This is a genomic window from Enterobacter cloacae complex sp. IR5459 (assembly GCF_049238005.1).
GTDB classification, from domain to species: Bacteria; Pseudomonadota; Gammaproteobacteria; order Enterobacterales; family Enterobacteriaceae; genus Enterobacter; species Enterobacter hormaechei_C.
Window position 1 is genome coordinate 22,079 of the sequence record NZ_JBMKIG010000017.1, and the last position, 19,812, is coordinate 41,890.

General features: G+C 56.8%; 17 protein-coding genes. 13 read left to right on the top strand and 4 right to left on the bottom strand.

Going from position 1 to position 19,812, the window contains the following annotated elements:
* Nucleotides 1-97 precede the first annotated feature (97 nt).
* Together ACOTX4_RS23635 and avtA are read left to right on the top strand one after the other, a co-directional pair.
* Entirely contained in the window at nucleotides 98-2,128 is a 2,031-nt protein-coding gene (locus ACOTX4_RS23635; protein WP_022652026.1) for an alpha-amylase, read from the top strand.
* A gap of 191 nt (nucleotides 2,129-2,319) precedes the next feature.
* Nucleotides 2,320-3,573 (top strand): valine--pyruvate transaminase, encoded by a 1,254-nt coding sequence (gene avtA / locus ACOTX4_RS23640; protein WP_015572749.1) that lies wholly within the window; start codon nucleotides 2,320-2,322, stop codon nucleotides 3,571-3,573.
* A 7-nt stretch (nucleotides 3,574-3,580) separates the two neighbouring features.
* Here the strand turns inward: avtA and ACOTX4_RS23645 are convergent, their stop codons facing one another.
* Both ACOTX4_RS23645 and yiaJ read right to left on the bottom strand, forming a co-directional pair.
* Nucleotides 3,581-4,036, bottom strand: coding sequence for a 4Fe-4S dicluster domain-containing protein (locus tag ACOTX4_RS23645; protein WP_022652027.1), 456 nt, complete (start codon nucleotides 4,034-4,036; stop codon nucleotides 3,581-3,583).
* A 3-nt stretch (nucleotides 4,037-4,039) separates the two neighbouring features.
* On the bottom strand, nucleotides 4,040-4,858 hold the full coding sequence (gene yiaJ / locus ACOTX4_RS23650; protein ID WP_015572751.1) for an IclR family transcriptional regulator YiaJ: 819 nt from the start codon (nucleotides 4,856-4,858) through the stop codon (nucleotides 4,040-4,042).
* 224 nt (nucleotides 4,859-5,082) lie between these two features.
* On the opposite strand from yiaJ, the gene yiaK reads away from it, so the two are divergent.
* The 8 genes from yiaK (at nucleotide 5,083) to araD (ending at nucleotide 12,677) form a co-directional block, all read left to right on the top strand.
* Entirely contained in the window at nucleotides 5,083-6,081 is a 999-nt protein-coding gene (yiaK, locus tag ACOTX4_RS23655) for a 3-dehydro-L-gulonate 2-dehydrogenase (protein ID WP_022652028.1), read from the top strand.
* Between the two features lie 10 nt (nucleotides 6,082-6,091).
* Entirely contained in the window at nucleotides 6,092-6,559 is a 468-nt protein-coding gene (locus ACOTX4_RS23660; RefSeq protein ID WP_015572753.1) for a YhcH/YjgK/YiaL family protein, read from the top strand.
* Nucleotides 6,560-6,585: 26 nt separating this feature from the next.
* Complete coding sequence (locus ACOTX4_RS23665; RefSeq protein ID WP_022652030.1) at nucleotides 6,586-7,512, top strand: DUF4862 family protein; 927 nt, start codon at nucleotides 6,586-6,588, stop codon at nucleotides 7,510-7,512.
* A gap of 45 nt (nucleotides 7,513-7,557) precedes the next feature.
* Nucleotides 7,558-8,877, top strand: coding sequence for an MFS transporter (locus tag ACOTX4_RS23670; RefSeq protein WP_022652031.1), 1,320 nt, complete (start codon nucleotides 7,558-7,560; stop codon nucleotides 8,875-8,877).
* Nucleotides 8,878-8,969: 92 nt separating this feature from the next.
* Complete coding sequence (locus tag ACOTX4_RS23675) at nucleotides 8,970-10,475, top strand: FGGY-family carbohydrate kinase (RefSeq protein WP_045331999.1); 1,506 nt, start codon at nucleotides 8,970-8,972, stop codon at nucleotides 10,473-10,475.
* On the top strand, nucleotides 10,472-11,125 hold the full coding sequence (gene ulaD, locus ACOTX4_RS23680) for a 3-keto-L-gulonate-6-phosphate decarboxylase UlaD (RefSeq protein ID WP_017693795.1): 654 nt from the start codon (nucleotides 10,472-10,474) through the stop codon (nucleotides 11,123-11,125). Before ACOTX4_RS23675 ends, ulaD begins: the two co-directional genes overlap by 4 nt.
* 2 nt (nucleotides 11,126-11,127) lie before the next feature.
* Nucleotides 11,128-11,988, top strand: a complete 861-nt coding sequence (locus tag ACOTX4_RS23685; protein ID WP_017693794.1) for an L-ribulose-5-phosphate 3-epimerase — start codon at nucleotides 11,128-11,130, stop codon at nucleotides 11,986-11,988.
* A complete protein-coding gene (gene araD / locus ACOTX4_RS23690) occupies nucleotides 11,982-12,677 on the top strand; it encodes an L-ribulose-5-phosphate 4-epimerase (protein WP_045331996.1) in 696 nt (231 codons plus the stop codon). The genes ACOTX4_RS23685 and araD overlap by 7 nt, the downstream gene beginning before the upstream one ends.
* Here araD and ACOTX4_RS23695 read toward each other — a convergent pair whose 3' ends face one another.
* Nucleotides 12,678-13,496 carry an AraC family transcriptional regulator gene (locus tag ACOTX4_RS23695; protein ID WP_032649828.1) on the bottom strand — a complete coding sequence of 273 codons (819 nt, stop codon included), beginning with the start codon at nucleotides 13,494-13,496 and terminating at the stop codon, nucleotides 12,678-12,680.
* Between the two features lie 226 nt (nucleotides 13,497-13,722).
* On the opposite strand from ACOTX4_RS23695, the gene ACOTX4_RS23700 reads away from it, so the two are divergent.
* Nucleotides 13,723-15,123 (top strand): MFS transporter, encoded by a 1,401-nt coding sequence (locus ACOTX4_RS23700; RefSeq protein WP_045331993.1) that lies wholly within the window; start codon nucleotides 13,723-13,725, stop codon nucleotides 15,121-15,123.
* Nucleotides 15,124-15,133: 10 nt separating this feature from the next.
* The gene (locus ACOTX4_RS23705) at nucleotides 15,134-17,083 is read left to right on the top strand and encodes a glycoside hydrolase family 127 protein (RefSeq protein WP_058652510.1); all 1,950 of its coding nucleotides are present in this window, start codon (nucleotides 15,134-15,136) and stop codon (nucleotides 17,081-17,083) included.
* A 137-nt stretch (nucleotides 17,084-17,220) separates the two neighbouring features.
* Here the strand turns inward: ACOTX4_RS23705 and aldB are convergent, their stop codons facing one another.
* Nucleotides 17,221-18,759, bottom strand: a complete 1,539-nt coding sequence (gene aldB, locus ACOTX4_RS23710) for an aldehyde dehydrogenase AldB (RefSeq protein WP_006808612.1) — start codon at nucleotides 18,757-18,759, stop codon at nucleotides 17,221-17,223.
* A 166-nt stretch (nucleotides 18,760-18,925) separates the two neighbouring features.
* Between aldB and ACOTX4_RS23715 the strand changes: the two genes are divergently transcribed.
* Nucleotides 18,926-19,810 carry an ROK family protein gene (locus tag ACOTX4_RS23715; RefSeq protein ID WP_003860164.1) on the top strand — a complete coding sequence of 295 codons (885 nt, stop codon included), beginning with the start codon at nucleotides 18,926-18,928 and terminating at the stop codon, nucleotides 19,808-19,810.
* Nucleotides 19,811-19,812 lie beyond the last annotated feature (2 nt).

The following is a 19,812-nucleotide window of genomic DNA, read 5'->3' on the forward strand; positions in this document are numbered from 1 at the left end:
ATCCCTTCGCGTCCTCCTTGCAGAAAGCCGTAGAGGAGGAGTTTTTCCCCTGAGCCGAATGGCACACTGGTCAAAAATGCCGCGACAGGAAAATGGAATGAAACGCACTGCATTAGCTGTTCTGATGTTACCCGCATTCGCGCATGCCGACTGGTCATCGCCGGGATTTAACGCGTTTAGCGCTGAAGGTACCGGCGTCTTTACCAGCCAGGCAACGCTTGCGAAGGGTACCCGCCCGCTGACGTTGAGTCTTGACAACGCGTGCTGGCAGCCGACAGGTGCCATTAAGCTCAACGAGATGCTGTCGCTCAAACCGTGCGAAGGCACCCCACCGCAGTGGCGGTTATTCCGTGACGGCGTTTATCAGATGCGTATTGATACGCGCTCGGGAACGCCGACGCTGATGTTGACGGTGCAAAGTGCGGCGCCACAGCCTGTCGCAAACGTCACCCGCCAGTGCCCGAAGTGGGACGGCAAACCGCTCACGATCGATGTCGTTAACACCTTTCCGGAAGGCACGGTGGTCCGTGATTTTTACAGTAAACAGACCGCGACCGTTCAAAATGGCAAAGTGACTCTTCAGCCAGCCGCCAACAGCAATGGCCTGCTGCTGCTTGAGCGCGCCGAGACGGACAAACCCGCGCCGTTCAGCTGGCAAAACGCCACCGTCTATTTCGTGCTGACCGATCGCTTCGTGAATGGCGACCCCACCAACGACAACAGCTATGGCCGTCATAAAGACGGTATGCAGGAGATTGGTACTTTCCATGGCGGCGATCTGAAAGGGCTTACCAGCAAACTGGATTACCTTCAGCAGCTGGGCGTGAATGCGCTCTGGATAAGCTCGCCGCTGGAGCAGATCCACGGCTGGGTTGGCGGCGGCACCAAAGGGGATTTCCCCCACTACGCCTATCACGGCTATTACACTCAGGACTGGACGAAACTCGACGCCAACATGGGCAACGAAGATGATTTACGCCAGCTTGTCGACGACGCGCACAGGCGCGGTATCCGCGTCCTGTTTGACATTGTCATGAACCACGCGGGTTATGCGACGCTTGCAGATATGCAGGAGTATCAGTTTGGCGCGCTCTATTTGCAGGGCGATGAGCTGAAAAAAACCCTCGGCGAGCGCTGGACTGACTGGAAGCCAGGAGCGGGGCAAAGCTGGCACAGCTTCAACGATTACATCAACTTCAGTGACAAAGCCGCATGGGAAAAATGGTGGGGTAAAAAATGGATCCGTACCGATATCGGTGATTACGACAACCCGGGCTTTGACGATCTGACCATGTCGCTGGCCTTCCTGCCTGATCTGAAAACGGAATCTAAGATCCCGTCAGGTTTGCCGAACTTTTATCAACACAAGCCCGACACCAACGCGAAAGTGATGACGAATTTCACCCCGCGAGATTACCTGACTCACTGGCTTAGCCAGTGGGTACGTGACTACGGCATCGACGGTTTCCGGGTCGATACCGCTAAGCACGTTGAGCCTGAAGCCTGGCTGCAACTGAAAAACCAGGCCAGCCAGGCGCTGGCCGCGTGGAAAGCCGCCAACCCGGACAAAAAACTCGACGATGCGCCATTCTGGATGACCGGTGAATCCTGGGGCCACGGCGTGATGCAGAGCGATTATTACCGCCACGGCTTCGATGCGATGATCAATTTTGACTATCAGGAGCAGGCGGCAAAAGCGGTGGACTGCCTGGCCGATATGGATTTGACCTGGCAGCAAATGGCAGAAAAGCTGCAAAGTTTTAATGTGCTGAGCTATCTCTCCTCCCATGATACGCGTCTGTTCCGTGAAGGAGGCCAGCGCGCCGCTGAGTTACTGCTGCTGGCACCGGGAAGCGTGCAGATCTATTACGGCGATGAATCAGAGCGTCCATTCGGCCCTACGGGCTCCGATCCGCTACAGGGGACCCGTTCGGATATGAACTGGCAGGACGTCACGGGTAAACAGGCGTTAACTGTCGCCCACTGGCAGCTTCTGGGGCAGTTCCGCGCCCGTCATCCGGCGGTGGGTGAAGGCAAGCAAACAACGCTGTCGATGAAAGAAGGCTACGGCTTTGTGCGCGAGCACAAGGGCGATAAGGTGATGGTGGTGTGGGCGGGTAATCAATAGACCCCCTCACCCTAACCCTCTCCCCAAAGGGGAGAGGCCTGGGGTGAGGGGCATTCACCAGAACAATTCACCACACAAATACAAACCCGCCACATAAAACAACAAATCCGACCACATCCGCCGATTTGCACCAACACGGTGCTGGCGTTATGGTTACTGCCTTTCATATTAAGCCCGACAGATCACCTGCTATGACGTTTTCACTTTTCGGCGACAAATTTACCCGCCATTCAGGCATTACCCGCCTGATGGAGGACCTCAACGACGGGCTGCGCACCCCAGGCGCTATCATGCTTGGCGGCGGAAACCCGGCTCAAATTCCGGAGATGAACACCTACTTCCAGACGCTGCTGGCAGAGATGCTGGAAAACGGTAAAGCAACCGATGCGCTATGTAATTACGACGGCCCTCAGGGTAAAACAGAACTACTGACGCTTCTGGCGGCAATGCTGCGGGAAGCGCTGGGTTGGGATATCGAACCACAGAATATTGCACTGACAAACGGCAGTCAGAGCGCGTTTTTCTACTTATTCAATCTGTTCGCCGGACGCCGCGCCGACGGCACCACGAAAAAAGTGCTGTTCCCGCTGGCACCGGAGTATATTGGCTATGCCGATGCCGGCCTCGAAGAAGACCTGTTTGTTTCCGCACGTCCGAATATCGAGTTGCTGCCAGAGGGCCAGTTCAAATATCACGTCGATTTTGAACATCTGCATATCGGTGAAGAGACGGGCATGATCTGCGTATCTCGTCCCACCAACCCGACGGGGAACGTGATCACCGACGACGAGCTGATGAAGCTGGATGCGCTGGCGAATCAGCACGGCATCCCGCTGGTGATCGATAACGCCTATGGCGTACCGTTCCCGGGGATCATCTTCAGCGAAGCGCGTCCGCTATGGAACCCGAATATCATCCTCTGCATGAGCCTCTCCAAGCTGGGCCTGCCGGGCAGCCGTTGCGGCATTATCATTGCTAACGAGAAAATCATCACCGCCATTACCAACATGAACGGCATTATCAGCCTTTCGCCTGGCGGCATCGGCCCGGCGATGATGTGCGAGATGATCAGGCGTAACGACCTGCTGCGCCTGTCGAATGAGGTGATTAAGCCGTTTTACTCTCAGCGCGTTCAGGAAACTATAGCCATCCTTCGCCGCTACTTACCGGAAGAACGCTGCCTGATCCATAAACCGGAAGGGGCAATTTTCCTGTGGCTGTGGTTTAAGGATCTGCCCATTACGACAGAGCTGCTTTATCAGCGTCTGAAAAAACGTGGCGTACTGATGGTGCCAGGGGATTACTTCTTCCCGGGGCTGGATAAGCCGTGGCCGCACACGCACCAGTGCATGCGTATGAACTACGTCCCGGACCCGGAAAAAATCGAAGCGGGTGTGAAAATTCTCGCCGAAGAGATTGAGAACGCCTGGCGCGAGGCCGGTTAATAAAACCTCAGGCCATATTACGCAGCCGTTCCGCGCGTAAGCTGGCGGGGTCTATGCAGCGCAGCGCGTGGGTGGGACAGGCTTCGACGCAGGCGGGACCGCCCTCGCGATGCGCGCACAAATCACATTTCAGCGCCTGAACGCGATCTTCCACGACCCGAACCTGCATTGCCCCGAACGGGCACGCCACCATACAGCTTTTGCAGCCGATACAGCGCGATTGCTTAACGAGCCAGGCTCCCGCAGCGCGGTGAATGGCCCCCGTCGGGCAGACATTCGCGCAGGGCGCATCTTCACACTGGTGGCAGCCCACTGCCGTGGTGAAGGTTTCCCCCTTAACCACGCGGATCCGTGACGTAAACGCTACTGGCGTGGCGCTGCTTTGATGCGACATCATGCACGCTACCTCACAGGTACGACACCCGATACATTTTTCAGGATCCGCCAGGATAAATTGGTTCATCAGTTACGCCTCGCGCACGTTAAACCCCAGTTCTTTCGAGATAGCTTCCGCCGTGTCACGCAGCGGTTTTAGCAAGTTTTTCTCACCCACCTGCTTCATGCGCGACGTCGACAGCGAAATGGAGATGGCATAGGGTACGCGCCCGTGAATATCAAAGACCGGCACGGCGATACATGACACACCCAGCTCGTTCTCTTCTTTATCCATCGCCATACTGTGATCGCGAATTTCCGCCAGCTCATCATACATCGCGCTCAGTTCGGTGATGGTGTTGCGGGTCAAAGGTTGGATCTGTTCCTGGTGGCTTTCCCAGTAGCTCGCCACGTAATCCTGATGACCAAACGCCATATAGATTTTGCCCATTGCAGAACAATAGAGCGGCATATGCTGGCCGATATATGCGCGCGTGCGCAGCATACCGGTTGTCGGCTCAAGCTTATAAATCAGGATCGCGTGATCATCTTCACGGCTGGAGAAGTTGACCGTTTCGCCGGTGGCAATGTTCAGCGCCTCGAGGTGCGGCGCCGCCACGTGAATAATATTGAGAGATGAAAGCGCCTTTTGCCCGACGGCGATAAATTTGGTGGTCAAACGATAGCTCCCTGCCGCCGGCGCTGGCGTCACGTACCCGCACGACTGCAACCCCTGCAATAACCGGTGCACGGTACTTTTATTCAGCCCCGCCAGTTCTGATAAATGCGCAAGCGGACACCCGTTCGGATAGTTACTGAGGATTTCAATCAGCATCAGGCCGCGAAACAAGCTCTGGCTACCTGCTGGCCTCTCTTTTTCTTGCGTCATTTCGCTCTCTTTTATGCTCATCAAATAGCTCCTGTTTATTGCGCCCTGATGGTAGCGCAAAGTGTGTTTTAGTTCACGATCTCAACAGAAAAAACACAACCATTTGATTTTAATCGATTTTGAAAAACGTGAATGTCGTTGATCTGACAAAATTTGATCGTTATATTTGAAATCAGATTTCGCATAGTGAAATTTAGTGATAAAAAAGCACTCGCACTTGCCCCTAAAAAAACAGGAGAACAGGGATGAAAGTGACCTTCGAAGAGTTGAAAGCGGCGTTCAATCGGGTTCTGCTCGATCGCGGTGTAAAAGCGGATACCGCTGACGCCTGCGCCGAGATGTTCGCCCGCACCACGGAGTCCGGCGTTTATTCACACGGCGTCAACCGCTTCCCGCGATTTATTCAGCAGCTTGACGCAGGCGACATCATCCCTGACGCCCAGCCGAAACGCGTAACGACATTAGGCGCCATCGAACAGTGGGATGCGCAGCGTTCCATCGGCAACCTGACGGCGAAGAAGATGATGGACCGTGCTACTGAGCTGGCGTCCGATCACGGGATCGGCCTGGTGGCGCTGCGTAACGCGAACCACTGGATGCGCGGCGGCAGCTACGGCTGGCAGGCGGCGGAGAAAGGCTATATCGGCATCTGCTGGACCAACTCTATTGCCGTGATGCCCGCGTGGGGATCAAAAGAATGCTGCATCGGCACAAACCCGCTGATCGTCGCTATCCCGTCGAATCCAATCACCATGGTCGATATGTCGATGTCGATGTTCTCCTACGGCATGCTGGAGGTGAATCGCCTGGCCGGACGCGAATTACCGGTCGACGGCGGCTTTGACGATGAAGGCAATCTGACCAGAGAGCCGGGCGTGATTGAGAAAAACCGTCGCATTCTGCCCATGGGCTACTGGAAAGGTTCTGGCTTATCGATTGTGCTCGACATGATCGCCACCCTGCTCTCTGACGGCGCGTCCGTTGCGGAAGTGACCCAGGACAACAGCGACGAATACGGCGTATCGCAGATCTTTATCGCCGTCGAAGTGGATCGCCTGATCGACGGTCCAACCCGCGATGCCAAACTACAGCGCATCATGGACTTCATCACCACCGCAGAACGCGCTGATGAAAATGTCGCCGTCCGTCTGCCTGGACATGAATTTACTCGCCTGCTGGAAGAAAACCGCCGGGACGGCATCACCATCGACGACAGCGTGTGGGCGAAAATCCAGTCTCTGTAAGGAGTGGGTCATGATATTCGGACATATTGCACAGCCAAATCCATGTCGCCTGCCGCTGGCGATAGAAAAGGCGCTTAATTTTCTGCGTACCACGGATTTCACCACCCTGGCACCGGGCGTGATCGAAATTGAAGGCCGCAACATTTTTGCCCAGGTTCTCGACCTCACCACAAAGGAGCAGCACGAGAACCGCCCTGAAGTCCATCGCCGCTATCTGGATATCCAGTTTCTGGCCTGGGGTGAAGAAAAAATCGGTATTGCTATTGATACCGGGAATAACAAAATCAGCGAATCATTGCTGGAGCAACGGGATATTATTTTTTATCACGACAGTGAACACGAGTCGTTTATCGAAATGATACCTGGCAGTTACGCCATATTTTTCCCGCAGGATGTTCACCGTCCTGCCTGTATTAAAAACAAGGGATCCGCAATTCGTAAAATTGTGGTGAAAGTGGCCATCAGCGAATTAGATTAATTTTCTGATAAATACAGGAATGCGAAATGACCAACACCGGTTTTATTATTGGTGCGTACCCCTGCGCACCCTCGTTTCACCAGAAAGGGGAGCAGGAAGAATACACCTTCTGGCGGGAACTTTCCGACACGCCAAATATTCGCGGGCTGGAACAACCTTGCCTTGAAAATCTCCATCCGTTTGGAGATGAATGGCTGTTTCGTCATACGCCGGGCAACTGGCAGATCGTTGTCACAGCCGTTATGGAAACCATGCGCCGCCGCGGCAGCAACGGCGCGTTTGGCCTGGCGTCCGCGGACGAAGAACAGCGTAAAGCGTGCATTGAATATTACCGCCATCTGCATCAAAAGATTGATGCCGTTAACACCCGCTTTCCCGGGAAAGTGGTCGCTCTGGAAATGCAGGCCGCACCGCAGGCGGGTAATGAATCTGTCGAGCAAGCGACAGAAGCATTCTCCCGCTCGGTACGGGAAATCGCGAGCTGGGACTGGGGCTGCGATCTGGTGCTGGAACACTGTGATGCGATGAATGGCCCGGCGCCGCGTAAAGGGTTCTTGCCCTTAGAGCAGGTGCTGGAGGTAGTGAAAGAGACCGATATCAGCGTCTGTATCAACTGGGCACGTTCGGCTATTGAAGGTCGCAACACCGCCCTTCCGCTGGAACATGTTCAGGCGGCACTCGCTGCCGGGAAACTGGGGGCGCTGATGTTTTCGGGCACGACCCCTCACGGTGAGTATGGAGAATGGCAGGATCTGCACGCGCCGTTTTCTTCGTTCTGCGCCGACAGTCTCATGTCCATTGAACATGTAAAAGCGCTGTTTACTGCGGCGAGCGCCGCAACATTGAAATTCTCCGGTATTAAATTACTGGAAATAAATGCTAATGCTGACGTCAGCCATCGCATCGCTATTTTGCGCGACGGCATTAGCGCTATGAATAAAGCATCACAATAAAAATAAAGAATACATTTTCCGGTTACCTTCACTGAGATATTAACTATGAATATTTCTTCTAATGCTCTACACGCGGACATTCCGCGTCAACGCTGGCTAAGGATCATTCCCCCTATTCTTATCGCCTGCATTATTTCCTATATGGACCGCGTAAATATAGCTTTTGCGATGCCCGGCGGTATGGATGAAGAGCTGGGCATTTCCGCCACGATGGCGGGCCTGGCGGGGGGGATCTTTTTTATCGGCTATTTGTTCCTGCAAGTTCCCGGCGGCAAAATTGCCGTGCACGGCAGCGGTAAGAAGTTTATCGGCTGGTCGCTGGTTGCCTGGGCGGTGATCTCGGTTCTGACCGGGCTTGTGACCAACCAGTATCAGCTGCTGGTGCTGCGCTTCTTACTCGGTGTGGCGGAAGGCGGGATGCTGCCCGTTGTGCTCACGATGATCAGTAACTGGTTCCCGGATGCCGAGCGCGGCCGCGCCAACGCGATTGTGATCATGTTCGTGCCCATCGCCGGGATCATCACCGCCCCGCTGTCGGGCTGGATTATTACCGCTCTCGACTGGCGCTGGCTGTTCATTATTGAAGGTCTGATGTCCGTTGTTGTGCTGGTGCTGTGGGCGTTCACCGTCTACGACCGGCCGCAGGAAGCGCGCTGGATCTCTGAGGCCGAGAAAAACTACCTGGTACAAACGCTGGCGGCAGAGCAGCAGGCCATTGCGGGTAAAGAGGTGAAAAACGCCTCGCTCAGCGCGGTGCTGTCTGACAAAACCATGTGGCAGCTGATCGCCCTCAACTTCTTCTACCAGACTGGCATATACGGTTACACCCTCTGGCTGCCCACCATTCTGAAAGAACTGACGCACACCAGCATCGGCCAGGTGGGAATGCTCGCTATTCTGCCTTACATCGGCGCCATTGCCGGTATGTTCCTGTTCTCTTCACTCTCTGACCGCACCGGCAAGCGCAAGCTGTTTGTCTCCCTGCCATTGATTGGCTTTGCGCTCTGCATGTTCCTCTCCGTGGCGCTGAAAGAGCACACCTGGCTGGCCTATGCCGCGCTGGTGGGCTGTGGCTTCTTCCTGCAATCCGCAGCGGGCGTGTTCTGGACTATCCCGGCGCGTCTGTTCAGCGCTGAGATGGCGGGTGGCGCTCGCGGCGTGATCAATGCCCTGGGCAACCTCGGCGGGTTCTGCGGTCCTTATGCGGTAGGCGTACTGATCACCCTGTACAGCAAAGACGCAGGCGTTTACTGCCTGGCGGTTTCGCTGGCGCTGGCATCGCTGCTGGCCCTGCTGTTACCGGCGAAATGCGATGCCGGAGCAGAGCCTAATCCCACGGTGACTCCACATAAACGTGCGGCCTGATGCCCTCACCCTAGCCCTCTCCCACGGGGAGAGGGAGAAAACCGAACCGTAGGCCGGGTAAGCGAAGCACCCGGCAATTAAGCGAGAAGAAGATGAGTGAAAAAGAGCCCTTCTGGTTGGGTATCGATTGTGGCGGTACTTATCTGAAAGCCGGTTTATACAACAGCCAGGGAAAAGAAGTCTGTATTGAACGCCGCTCAGTGGCCACGCTCAGCCCACGCGCCGGCTACGCCGAGCGGGATATGCACCAGCTCTGGCAGCACTGCCACATAACGGTCGCCCTGCTGCTCAAAAATTCAGGCGCTGACGGCGGTCAGATCAAAGGCGTTGGCATTTCAGCCCAGGGCAAGGGGCTGTTTCTGCTCGATAAACAGGATCGCCCCTTGGGTAACGCCATACTCTCCTCCGATCGCCGTGCGCTGGAGATCGTGCAACGCTGGCAGCAGGACGGTATACCCGAAAAGCTCTATCCACATACTCGCCAGACGCTGTGGACGGGGCATCCGGCCTCGCTCCTGCGCTGGGTTAAAGAGAACGAGCCGCAGCGGTATCAGCAAATTGGCAGCGTGATGATGGCGCACGATTACCTGCGCTGGTGTCTGACCGGGGTCAAAGGCTGCGAAGAGAGCAACATCTCGGAATCCAATCTCTACAACATGAATACCGGGCAGTACGATCCGCAGCTCACGCGCTGGCTCGGCATCAGCGACATTGACGGTGCCCTGCCGTCCATTATCGGTTCAGCAGAAATTTGCGGGGAAATCACCGCTCAGGCAGCCGCACTAACCGGTCTCACGGCGGGTACTCCCGTCGTTGGTGGACTGTTTGATGTGGTTTCCACCGCGATCTGCGCCGGGCTGCATGACGAACATACGCTGAATGCCGTAATGGGGACCTGGGCCGTGACCAGTGGGATTGCCCACGGCATCCGCGACAACGAGCCGTTCCCCTACGTCTATGGCCGCTACGTCCATCCGCAGCAGTTCATCGTTCATGAAGCCAGCCCCACGTCGTCCGGCAACCTGGAATGGCTGACGGCCCAATGGGGCGATATGTCATTCGATGAGATTAACCACGCCGTGGCCAGCCTGCCAAAAGCTGAAAGCGATGTGTTCTTCCTGCCTTTCCTCTACGGCAGCAACGCCGGGCTGGAGATGACCAGCGGCTTCTATGGCTTGCAGGCGCTGCATACCCGCGCGCACCTCCTCCAGGCGGTTTATGAAGGGGTGGTATTCAGCCACATGACCCACCTCAACCGTATGCTCGAACGCTTTCCCCACGTGCAGGCCCTGCGCGTGACGGGCGGCCCAACCCATTCGGACGTGTGGATGCAGATGCTCGCCGACGTCAGCGGCCTGGCGATTGAACTCCCGCAGGTGGAAGAGACCGGCTGTTCCGGTGCGGCGCTGGCCGCGCTCGTCGGTACAGGCCTTTATCCCGATTTTTACGCCGCTCAGCGCGCCCTCAGGCATGACATCCGGATGATTGAACCTGACATGCGTGCCCATGCCGCCTACCAGCGCAAATATCACCGTTACCAGCTACTGATTTCAGCATTACAGGGCTATCACGCCCGTGTTAAGGAGTACGACCTATGAGCCGACCATTATTGCAGCTGGCGCTCGACCACACCTCGCTTCAGGCCGCGCAGCGCGATGTCGCGACGCTTTCCGATCACGTCGACATCGTCGAAGCCGGCACCATTCTATGCCTGACCGAAGGGCTAAACGCCGTTCGCGCCCTGCGTGCGCAGTGTCCGGATAAAATTATCGTGGCGGACTGGAAAGTCGCCGATGCCGGAGAAACGCTGGCTGAGCAGGCGTTTGGCGCAGGCGCAAACTGGATGACCATCATCTGTGCCGCCCCGCTGGCCACCGTTGAACGTGGCCACGAGGTCGCACTGCGCGGCGGCGGCGAGATCCAGATGGAGCTGTTTGGCAACTGGACGCTGGACGACGCGCGCGCGTGGCATCGCATCGGGGTGAAGCAGGCGATTTACCACCGCGGGCGCGACGCACAGGCCAGCGGCCAGCAGTGGGGTGAGGCGGATCTCAGCAAAATGAAGGCGCTGTCCGATATCGGTTTGCAGCTTTCTATAACTGGCGGTATCACCCCCGCTGACCTGTCGCTGTTTAAGCAGATCAACGTCAAAGCCTTCATTGCCGGGCGCGCGCTGGCAGGCGCCGATAATCCGCCGCAGGTGGCACAGGCATTCCATTCGCAAATCCGCGACATCTGGGGAGAGTAACCATGCGTCAGCATCCGTTAGGCATTTACGAAAAAGCGCTGCCAAAAGATCTCTCCTGGCCGGAGCGCCTGGTTCTGGCAAAAAGCTGCGGCTTCGATTTTGTGGAGATGTCGGTGGATGAGACCGACGAGCGTTTATCGCGCCTTGAATGGAGTACCACGCAGCGCGCCTCTCTTGTGGAAGCGATGCTGGAGACCGGCGTGGCCATCCCGTCGATGTGCTTATCTGCCCATCGTCGCTTCCCGTTTGGCAGCCGCGATGAAATCGTGCGCGAACGCGCCCGCGAGATCATGACCAAAGCCATCCGGCTGGCCCGTGATTTGGGTATTCGCACCATCCAGCTTGCGGGTTATGACGTGTACTACGAGGAGCACGACGAGGGCACGCAACAGCGCTTTGCCGAAGGGCTGGCGTGGGCCGTAGAGCAGGCTGCCGCCGCGCAGGTAATGCTGGCGGTAGAGATCATGGACACTGCGTTTATGAACTCCATCAGCAAGTGGAAAAAGTGGGACGACATGCTCGCCTCGCCGTGGTTCAGCGTTTACCCGGACGTCGGCAACCTGAGCGCGTGGGGCAACGACGTCACCGCCGAGCTGACGCTGGGCATTGACCGCATCGCCGCTATCCACCTGAAAGATACCCGGCCCGTTACCGAGCAAAGCCCCGGACAGTTCCGCGACGTGCCGTTTGGCGAGGGCTGCGTCGATTTCGTTGGCGTGTTTAACACGCTGAATCAACTTAATTATCGCGGCGCATTTCTGATTGAAATGTGGACCGAGAAAGCCAAAGAGCCGGTGCTGGAGATCATCCAGGCGCGCCGCTGGATTGAAGCCCGAATGCAGGAAGGAGGCATGACATGTTAGAACAACTCAAAGCCGAGGTGCTGGCGGCAAATCTCGCCCTGCCCGCCCACCAGCTGGTGACGTTCACCTGGGGCAACGTCAGCGCGGTTGACCGTGCCAGCGGCATGATGGTGATCAAACCATCCGGCGTGGAGTACGACGTGATGACCGCAGAAGATATGGTGGTGGTAAATATCGCCACGGGTAAAGTGGTCGAGGGGAGTAAAAAGCCCTCCTCCGACACCCCGACCCATCTCGCGCTGTATCGTCGTTACCCGGAAATTGGCGGCATTGTGCATACCCATTCCCGCCACGCCACCATCTGGTCGCAGGCGGGGCAGGATTTACCCGCGTGGGGAACGACGCACGCGGACTATTTTTACGGTGCGATCCCCTGCACGCGGCTGATGACCACGGCTGAAATCGCGGGTGAATATGAATACCAGACGGGGGTAGTCATTATCAAAACCTTCGAGGAGCGCGACATAAGCCCGATGCAGGTCCCGGCGGTGCTGGTTCATTCTCACGGCCCGTTTGCCTGGGGCAAAGACGCTGCCGATGCGGTACACAATGCCGTGGTGCTGGAAGAGTGCGCCTATATGGGGCTTTTCTCGCGCCAGCTTGCACCTCAGCTTCCGGTTATGCAGCAGGAATTGCTGGAGAAGCATTACCTGCGCAAGCATGGCGCAAATGCCTATTACGGCCAGTGATCATCCGGAATTAATATGCTCTTTACAGTACCGCCGTTTCCAGACGGCGGGCGTTAACCCGGTATGTTTTGAGAATATTTGCCGGAAATAACCCACGTCATTAAAACCGCACCGGGCGGCCACTTCAGTTAATGAGGCCGCATCGTTCAGCAGCAGTTTTTCAGCGGCCCTGACGCGCTGGCGGTGAATTGCCTCCGTCAGGGTTAAATGAAACGTCCGACGAAATACCCGCCCCAGGTAATCTGCGTTGCAGTGCAGCTCTTTTGCCAGCTGCGAAGTGGACAGGGGCAAATGAAAGTGCGTGCGGATAAGCTGCTTGGCCTTCCACGCCATTGCTGCGCCCGCATCATCCGCTTTATCTTCATATCCCGGCGAGAGCGATATCTGCTGCAAAATTAACAGCAAGATTATCTCCAGCGCCTGGCTACGCTGTAATTTTTCCTGCTCGCTTAAAAACTGACGGAATAACGCAATAACATATTGCGGATCCCGCACGCTACAGTGTTGCTCAATCGACAGCGGCGTCGCGCCTGGCAACACCGGCAAGCGTTCATCCACCTCAAAATGCAGCCAGTAAAATTTGAGATCGCCCGGAAAATCTTCCACGCCGACATGCCGCCGCTTCGGCCAAAGTAATAAACTCTCGCCAGCGTTTACCTCAAACAGCGTATTTTCCTCCTGGATCGTTAATGTCCCTTTTTCGACAAAAATTATTTCCCATGAAGATAATTTTCGTGCGGGATGACGGCCCACGCCCCGGGAGATAAATAACCCGCCATTTTGAACCCTGATCGGAAGTGCTATGGATAATTCAAGCATGGATATTCATTTTTCCGCTTTTATGGTGGCTAATATTGTCTTTATCCCTTGATTATTAATAAATATCAGCAGAACGGCTCGATCAAACTCACAGTTTTATCATCAGGTCGGAATTGTCACCTTTTTATACTTTTCCCTTCCCTTGTTGGTCTGCCCGTTGAATGCAGAATAAATGGGGTACCTTGCACAAATACGATAAAAAAATCGTTTATCGAGGAGTTACCCCATGACTTCCACACCGATTACAGACGCAGAAGTTGCAAAACAGGCAGCCGATGAACGGCTGTCAGTCCGCGAGAAAATTGGCTACGGCCTGGGCGACGCGGGCGGCACGGTAATTACCTGCCTGATCATGAACTTCCTGACCTTTTTCTATACCGATGTATTTGGCCTGACGCCCGCGCTGGTGGGCACGCTGTTTATTGCCCTTCGGGTATTTGACGCGATTTCCGATCCGGTGATGGGCGTGATTGCCGACCGCACGCAGAGCCGCTGGGGGCGTTTTCGTCCGTGGCAGCTGTGGGTCGCGCTTCCTATCGGGATCGTCGGCGTGCTGACCTTCACCGTCCCGGACGCCAGCATGGGCGTGAAAATCGCCTGGGCGTTCGGCACCTATCTGTTGCTTTCAGTGGGCTATACCGCCATCAACGTGCCGTATTGCGCGCTGATCAACACCATGACCACCCGCCACAACGAGGTTATATCCTGCCAGTCCTGGCGCTTCGTACTGTGCGGCGTGGCGGGCTTTCTGGTCTCCGTTGGCCTGCCGTGGCTGGTGTCAGAGCTGGGACAGGGCAATACCGCCCGGGGTTATCAGTTGGGCGTTGGCGTGCTGTGCGCCATCGCCGTGGTGATGTTCCTGTGCTGCTTCTTCTGGGTGCGCGAGCGCGTCCCGCTTGCGCTGATGGGTAAATTCACCCTGCGCGAGCACCTGGCTGGCCTGCGGAAAAACGATCAGCTGCTGCTGATGCTGGTGATGTCGTTTCTGCTGATCAACGTCTTCAACATTCGCGGCGGCGGATACATGTATTTCATCACCTACGTGCTTCAGGGCAGCACGGCGTACACCTCGCTGTTTTTCACCATGGTGACCTTTGCTGCCATTCTGGGCGCGGTGATCGTCAGCCCGCTGTCGCGGCGGATTGATACCGTCAAACTCTACTACTACACCAACCTGGTACTTGCTGCGCTTGCGGTGGGAATGTGGTTCCTGCCGGGTGGCCCGGCGCACCAGACGCTCTGGCTGATCGTGATTTTAAGTAACGGCGTGATCCTGGGCTTCACCCTGCCGCTGCACTTCTCACTGATGGCCTTTGCCGATGATTACGGCGAATGGAAAACCGGCGTGCGCTCCTCGGGGATGAACTTCGCCTTCAATCTGTTTTTCATCAAGCTCGCGTGGGCATCCAGCGCCGGGATCATCAGCCTGGTGTTTATTGCCGTGGCCTATCAGCCAGGCGCGGGTAACCAGACGCCCGCCTCATTGCAGGGCATCACCGCCATGGAGACGCTGCTCCCTGCCCTTTTCCACCTGCTGCTGGCGGTCGCTATCCGCTGGTGCAGGCTTAACAATCCCGTGATGTCGCGCATTGCCACCGATTTGCGCCAGCGTCATGTACAGTCCTGAGGAGAACGATATGACCATAATGGAAGCCGACCTGCATCAGCTGAAAATCAACGACCCGTTTCTTGGTCAGTACCAACGGCTGGTCCGCGATGTGGTGATCCCCTACCAGTGGGATGCGCTTAACGATCGCGTGGCAGAGGCCGAACCCAGCCACGCCATCGCCAACTTCCGCATCGCGGCCGGTCTGGAACAGGGGGAGTTCTACGGGATGGTCTTTCAGGACAGCGACGTGGCGAAATGGCTCGAAGCCGTGGCGTGGTCGCTGTGCCAGAAGCCGGATGCTGAACTGGAAAAAACCGCCGACGAGGTGATCGAGCTGGTCGCAGCGGCGCAGTGTGAAGATGGCTATCTCAATACCTATTTCACGGTGAAAGCACCGGCCGAGCGCTGGACCAATCTGGCCGAATGCCACGAACTGTACTGCGCCGGGCATATGATTGAAGCGGGTGTGGCGTATTTCCAGGGAACCGGAAAGCGCCGCCTGCTGGACGTGGTGTGCAGGCTGGCGGATCATATCGACAGCGTGTTTGGCCCGGGCGAAAACCAGCTGCACGGCTATCCGGGCCACCCGGAAATCGAGCTGGCGCTGATGCGGCTGTACGACGTCACGCAGGAGCCACGCTATCTCAATCTGGTGAAATACTTTATTGAGGAACGCGGCGCGCAGCCTCACTTCTACGATATCGAATACGAGAAGCGCGGCAGAACGTCATACTGGAACACCTATGGCCCGGCGTGGATGGTCAAGGACAAAGCCTACAGCCAGGCGCATCTGCCCCTTGCCGCACAACAAACGGCCATCGGCCACGCCGTGCGTTTTGTCTATCTGATGGCGGGCATGGCGCATCTGGCGCGCCTGAGCAACGACGAGGGGAAACGTCAGGATTGCCTGCGGCTGTGGAACAACATGGCACAGCGCCAGCTGTACATCACCGGCGGGATTGGCTCCCAAAGCAGCGGCGAGGCGTTCAGCAGCGATTACGATCTGCCCAACGATACGGTCTACGCCGAAAGCTGCGCCTCCATCGGCCTGATGATGTTTGCCCGCCGGATGCTGGAGATGGAGGCGGACGGCCACTACGCCGACGTGATGGAGCGCGCGCTGTACAACACGGTGCTGGGCGGCATGGCGCTGGACGGTAAGCATTTCTTTTATGTGAATCCGCTGGAAGTGCACCCGAAAACCCTGTCCTTTAACCATATCTATGACCACGTCAAACCGGTGCGCCAGCGCTGGTTCGGCTGCGCCTGTTGCCCGCCGAATATTGCGCGCGTGCTGACCTCGCTGGGGCACTACATTTATACCGTTCGCCCGGACGCGCTGTTAATCAACCTGTACGTGGGGAACGACGTCGCCATTCCGGTTGGGGATAACATCCTCCAGCTGCGGATTAGCGGGAACTATCCGTGGCATGAGCAGGTGAAAATCGAGATTACCTCACCAGTTCCGGTGACTCACACGCTGGCCCTGAGGCTGCCGGACTGGTGTGCGGAACCGGCTGTTTCGCTCAATGGTCAGGCCATTACAGGCGAGGTCTCCCGTGGATACTTATACCTCAACCGCAGCTGGCAGGAAGGCGACACGCTGACGCTGACGTTACCGATGCCGGTCCGCCGCGTGTACGGCAACCCGCAGGTGCGCCAGCAGGCGGGGAAAGTCGCATTGCAGCGTGGGCCGCTGATTTACTGCCTGGAAGAAGCCGATAACGGCGCAAATCTGCATAACCTTTCTTTGCCCCAGGACAGCGCGTTTCGGGTATTTGAAGGCAAAGGCATTTTCGCGCACAAGATGCTGATACAGGCAGAAGGGATCGGGTGTCAGGCGAAGGACACTGATGCCCTGTGGCAGTACGACCACTCACCGGTAGAACGTCAGCCCCGGACGCTGACCTTTATTCCGTGGTTCAGCTGGGCAAACCGGGGAGAAGGGGAAATGCGGATATGGGTGGATGAAAGCTGAATAACTGCGGCCTGTTGCCCTCACCCCAGCCCTCTCCCACGGGAGAGGGAGTAAAAAGTAGGCCGGGTAAGGCGAAGCCGCCACCCGGCTTTAACCCGGCTCAGGCCACCCCACCCGGGACGACCTGAGCCCGGAGATTAAAACAACCCCAGCGGTTTATCGGAGTAGCTGACCAACAGACATTTCGTTTGCTGGTAGTGCTCCAGCATCATCTTATGGGTTTCACGCCCGATGCCCGACTGCTTGTAGCCGCCAAACGCCGCATGAGCCGGATAGGCGTGATAGCAGTTTGTCCATACGCGTCCGGCCTGAATGCCCCGGCCCATTTTATAGGCCAGATTACCGTTACGGCTCCAGACGCCCGCCCCCAGGCCATACTGCGTGTCGTTGGCGAGCTCCAGCGCCTCGTCCATGGTTTTAAACGTGGTGACGGCCAGCACCGGTCCAAAAATTTCCTCCTGGAAAACGCGCATATTGTTCTTACCGAACAGGATGGTCGGCTCAAGGTAGTAGCCCTCCTGCAAATCGCCGCCCAGCACCTTACGACGACCGCCGGTCAACACATCGGCCCCCTCTTTTTTACCGATATCAATATAGTTGAGGATGGTTTCCAGCTGGCCATGCGATACCTGCGCCCCCATCTGGGTAACGTTATCCAGCGGATTACCGCTGCGAATCGACTCCACGCGCCGGATCGCCCGCTCCATAAAGCGCTCATAAATGGATTCCTGCACCAGCGCGCGGCTCGGACAGGTGCAGACTTCGCCCTGGTTAAACGCGAACAGCGCAAACCCTTCCAGCGCTTTGTCGAAGAAGGCGTCCTCTTCGTCCATCACGTCGGCAAAGAAGATGTTCGGCGATTTGCCGCCCAGCTCGAGCGTGACCGGAATGATGTTCTGGGTCGCGTACTGCATGATCTGCTGGCCCACTTCCGTTGAGCCGGTGAACGCCACTTTGGCGATACGTTTTGAGGTAGCCAGATATTCGCCGATCTCTCCCCCGGCCCCGTTGACCACGTTAATGACCCCCGGCGGCAACAGGTCGCCAATCACCTCCATCAGCAGCAGTACCGAAAGCGGCGTTAAGCGAGCGGGTTTCAGCACAACGCAGTTACCCGCCGCCAGCGCGGGCGCCATTTTCCAGCTAGCCATCAGCAGCGGGAAGTTCCACGGAATAATTTGCCCCACCACGCCGAGCGGCTCGTGGAAGTGATACGCCACGGTATCTTTGTCAACTTCACTTATTCCCCCCTCCTGGGCACGAATGCAGGACGCAAAATAGCGGAAATGGTCAATCGCCAGCGGCACGTCCGCCGCCATGGTTTCCCGGATCGGCTTGCCGTTGTCCCACGTTTCTGCGGTCGCCAGCAGCTCCAGATTCTGCTCCATCCGATCGGCGATTTTGAACAAAATGGCCGCTCTGTCCTGAACGGACGTTTGTCCCCACTTATCTTTCGCCTTATGCGCCGCATCCAGCGCTAAATCGATATCCCGCTTGCCCGAACTGGCAATTTCACACAACGGCTGGCCGGTAACGGGCGTCAGGTTGGAATAGTATTCACCGTCGACGGGCGCCACCCAGTCGCCGCCAATAAAGTTGTCATAGCGGGGCTTCAGCTTAAGGGGAAAACCATACTCGCCTGGCTGGATACGCGATGAGGGAGGATTGTTTGTCATGACCGTCTCCTTGCAGTAGGTGTACAACAAGGGTAGTTCCGGCTGGTGGTTTTCTCGCCTGTCGGTAACGGGTTTACGAGCCGTATCACGGATTACCGTACTTTACGTTTCGTTTCTGCCGCCAGAGCCATACTTAATAGCTCAGGGGCTCATGAGGAACGATGCAATGCAGCTATTTATCGGCTTTGACGTGGGCGGAACCCACATCAAACACGGCGTGATTAACGAAAACGGCGAAGAACTGACATCCGATGAATATGATACGCCTGACGATGAAAGCACCTTCAAACAGAAGTGGAAAGCGGTGGTGGATAAGTACCGCCAGGAGCATGAGATCGTCGGCATCGGCGTGAGTTTTCCGGGCCACATCAATCACCATACCGGCGAAGCGGCCAAGGCCGGGGCGCTGGATTACCTTGACGGTGAAAACCTGTGCGAGCTTTTCGCACAGCTGACCGATCTCCCCGTAACAACCGAAAATGACGCCAACTGCGCGGCGCTGGGCGAACGCTGGCAGGGCGCCGGCAAGGACTATGAGCATTTTGTCTGCATCACCATCGGCACCGGCATCGGCGGCGGTATCGTCATGGAGGGCGATCTCTACCGTGGGTCGCACTACCGGGCGGGTGAGTTTGGCGTGCTGCCCGTTGGCAACAACGGCGAGCCGATGCACGAAGTGGCGTCAGCCAGCGGCCTGATGAAAGCCTGCCGCCGTGCGCTGGCCGTGTCGGAAGATGAGATGCCTGACGGTGAGGAGCTGTTTAAACGCATGGACAGCGACGTGCATCTGCGTGAGGCCATAGAAGAGTGGGCGCATTTCCTCTCGCGCGGCATCTACAGCGTGATCTCCATGTTTGATCCGCAGGCGGTGCTGATTGGCGGCGGCATTAGCGAGCAGGAGAAAATCTATCTCCTGCTGGATAAATACCTACAGCGATTCGAGGAGTGGGAGGCGCTCCGGGTGCCCATCCTTCCCTGCGAGCTGGGTAACCAGGCGGGAAGGCTGGGCGCGGTCTGGCTGGCTAAGCAGAAGCAGGCGCGCAGCGCTTAACG

Coding starts and splice junctions, on each gene's coding strand:
- ACOTX4_RS23635 (WP_022652026.1), top strand. CDS start 98: ATGAAACGCACTGCATTAGCTGTTCTGATGTTACCCGCATTCGCGCAT.
- avtA (WP_015572749.1), top strand. CDS start 2,320: ATGACGTTTTCACTTTTCGGCGACAAATTTACCCGCCATTCAGGCATT.
- ACOTX4_RS23645 (WP_022652027.1), bottom strand. CDS start 4,036: ATGAACCAATTTATCCTGGCGGATCCTGAAAAATGTATCGGGTGTCGT.
- yiaJ (WP_015572751.1), bottom strand. CDS start 4,858: ATGAGCATAAAAGAGAGCGAAATGACGCAAGAAAAAGAGAGGCCAGCA.
- yiaK (WP_022652028.1), top strand. CDS start 5,083: ATGAAAGTGACCTTCGAAGAGTTGAAAGCGGCGTTCAATCGGGTTCTG.
- ACOTX4_RS23660 (WP_015572753.1), top strand. CDS start 6,092: ATGATATTCGGACATATTGCACAGCCAAATCCATGTCGCCTGCCGCTG.
- ACOTX4_RS23665 (WP_022652030.1), top strand. CDS start 6,586: ATGACCAACACCGGTTTTATTATTGGTGCGTACCCCTGCGCACCCTCG.
- ACOTX4_RS23670 (WP_022652031.1), top strand. CDS start 7,558: ATGAATATTTCTTCTAATGCTCTACACGCGGACATTCCGCGTCAACGC.
- ACOTX4_RS23675 (WP_045331999.1), top strand. CDS start 8,970: ATGAGTGAAAAAGAGCCCTTCTGGTTGGGTATCGATTGTGGCGGTACT.
- ulaD (WP_017693795.1), top strand. CDS start 10,472: ATGAGCCGACCATTATTGCAGCTGGCGCTCGACCACACCTCGCTTCAG.
- ACOTX4_RS23685 (WP_017693794.1), top strand. CDS start 11,128: ATGCGTCAGCATCCGTTAGGCATTTACGAAAAAGCGCTGCCAAAAGAT.
- araD (WP_045331996.1), top strand. CDS start 11,982: ATGTTAGAACAACTCAAAGCCGAGGTGCTGGCGGCAAATCTCGCCCTG.
- ACOTX4_RS23695 (WP_032649828.1), bottom strand. CDS start 13,496: ATGCTTGAATTATCCATAGCACTTCCGATCAGGGTTCAAAATGGCGGG.
- ACOTX4_RS23700 (WP_045331993.1), top strand. CDS start 13,723: ATGACTTCCACACCGATTACAGACGCAGAAGTTGCAAAACAGGCAGCC.
- ACOTX4_RS23705 (WP_058652510.1), top strand. CDS start 15,134: ATGACCATAATGGAAGCCGACCTGCATCAGCTGAAAATCAACGACCCG.
- aldB (WP_006808612.1), bottom strand. CDS start 18,759: ATGACAAACAATCCTCCCTCATCGCGTATCCAGCCAGGCGAGTATGGT.
- ACOTX4_RS23715 (WP_003860164.1), top strand. CDS start 18,926: ATGCAGCTATTTATCGGCTTTGACGTGGGCGGAACCCACATCAAACAC.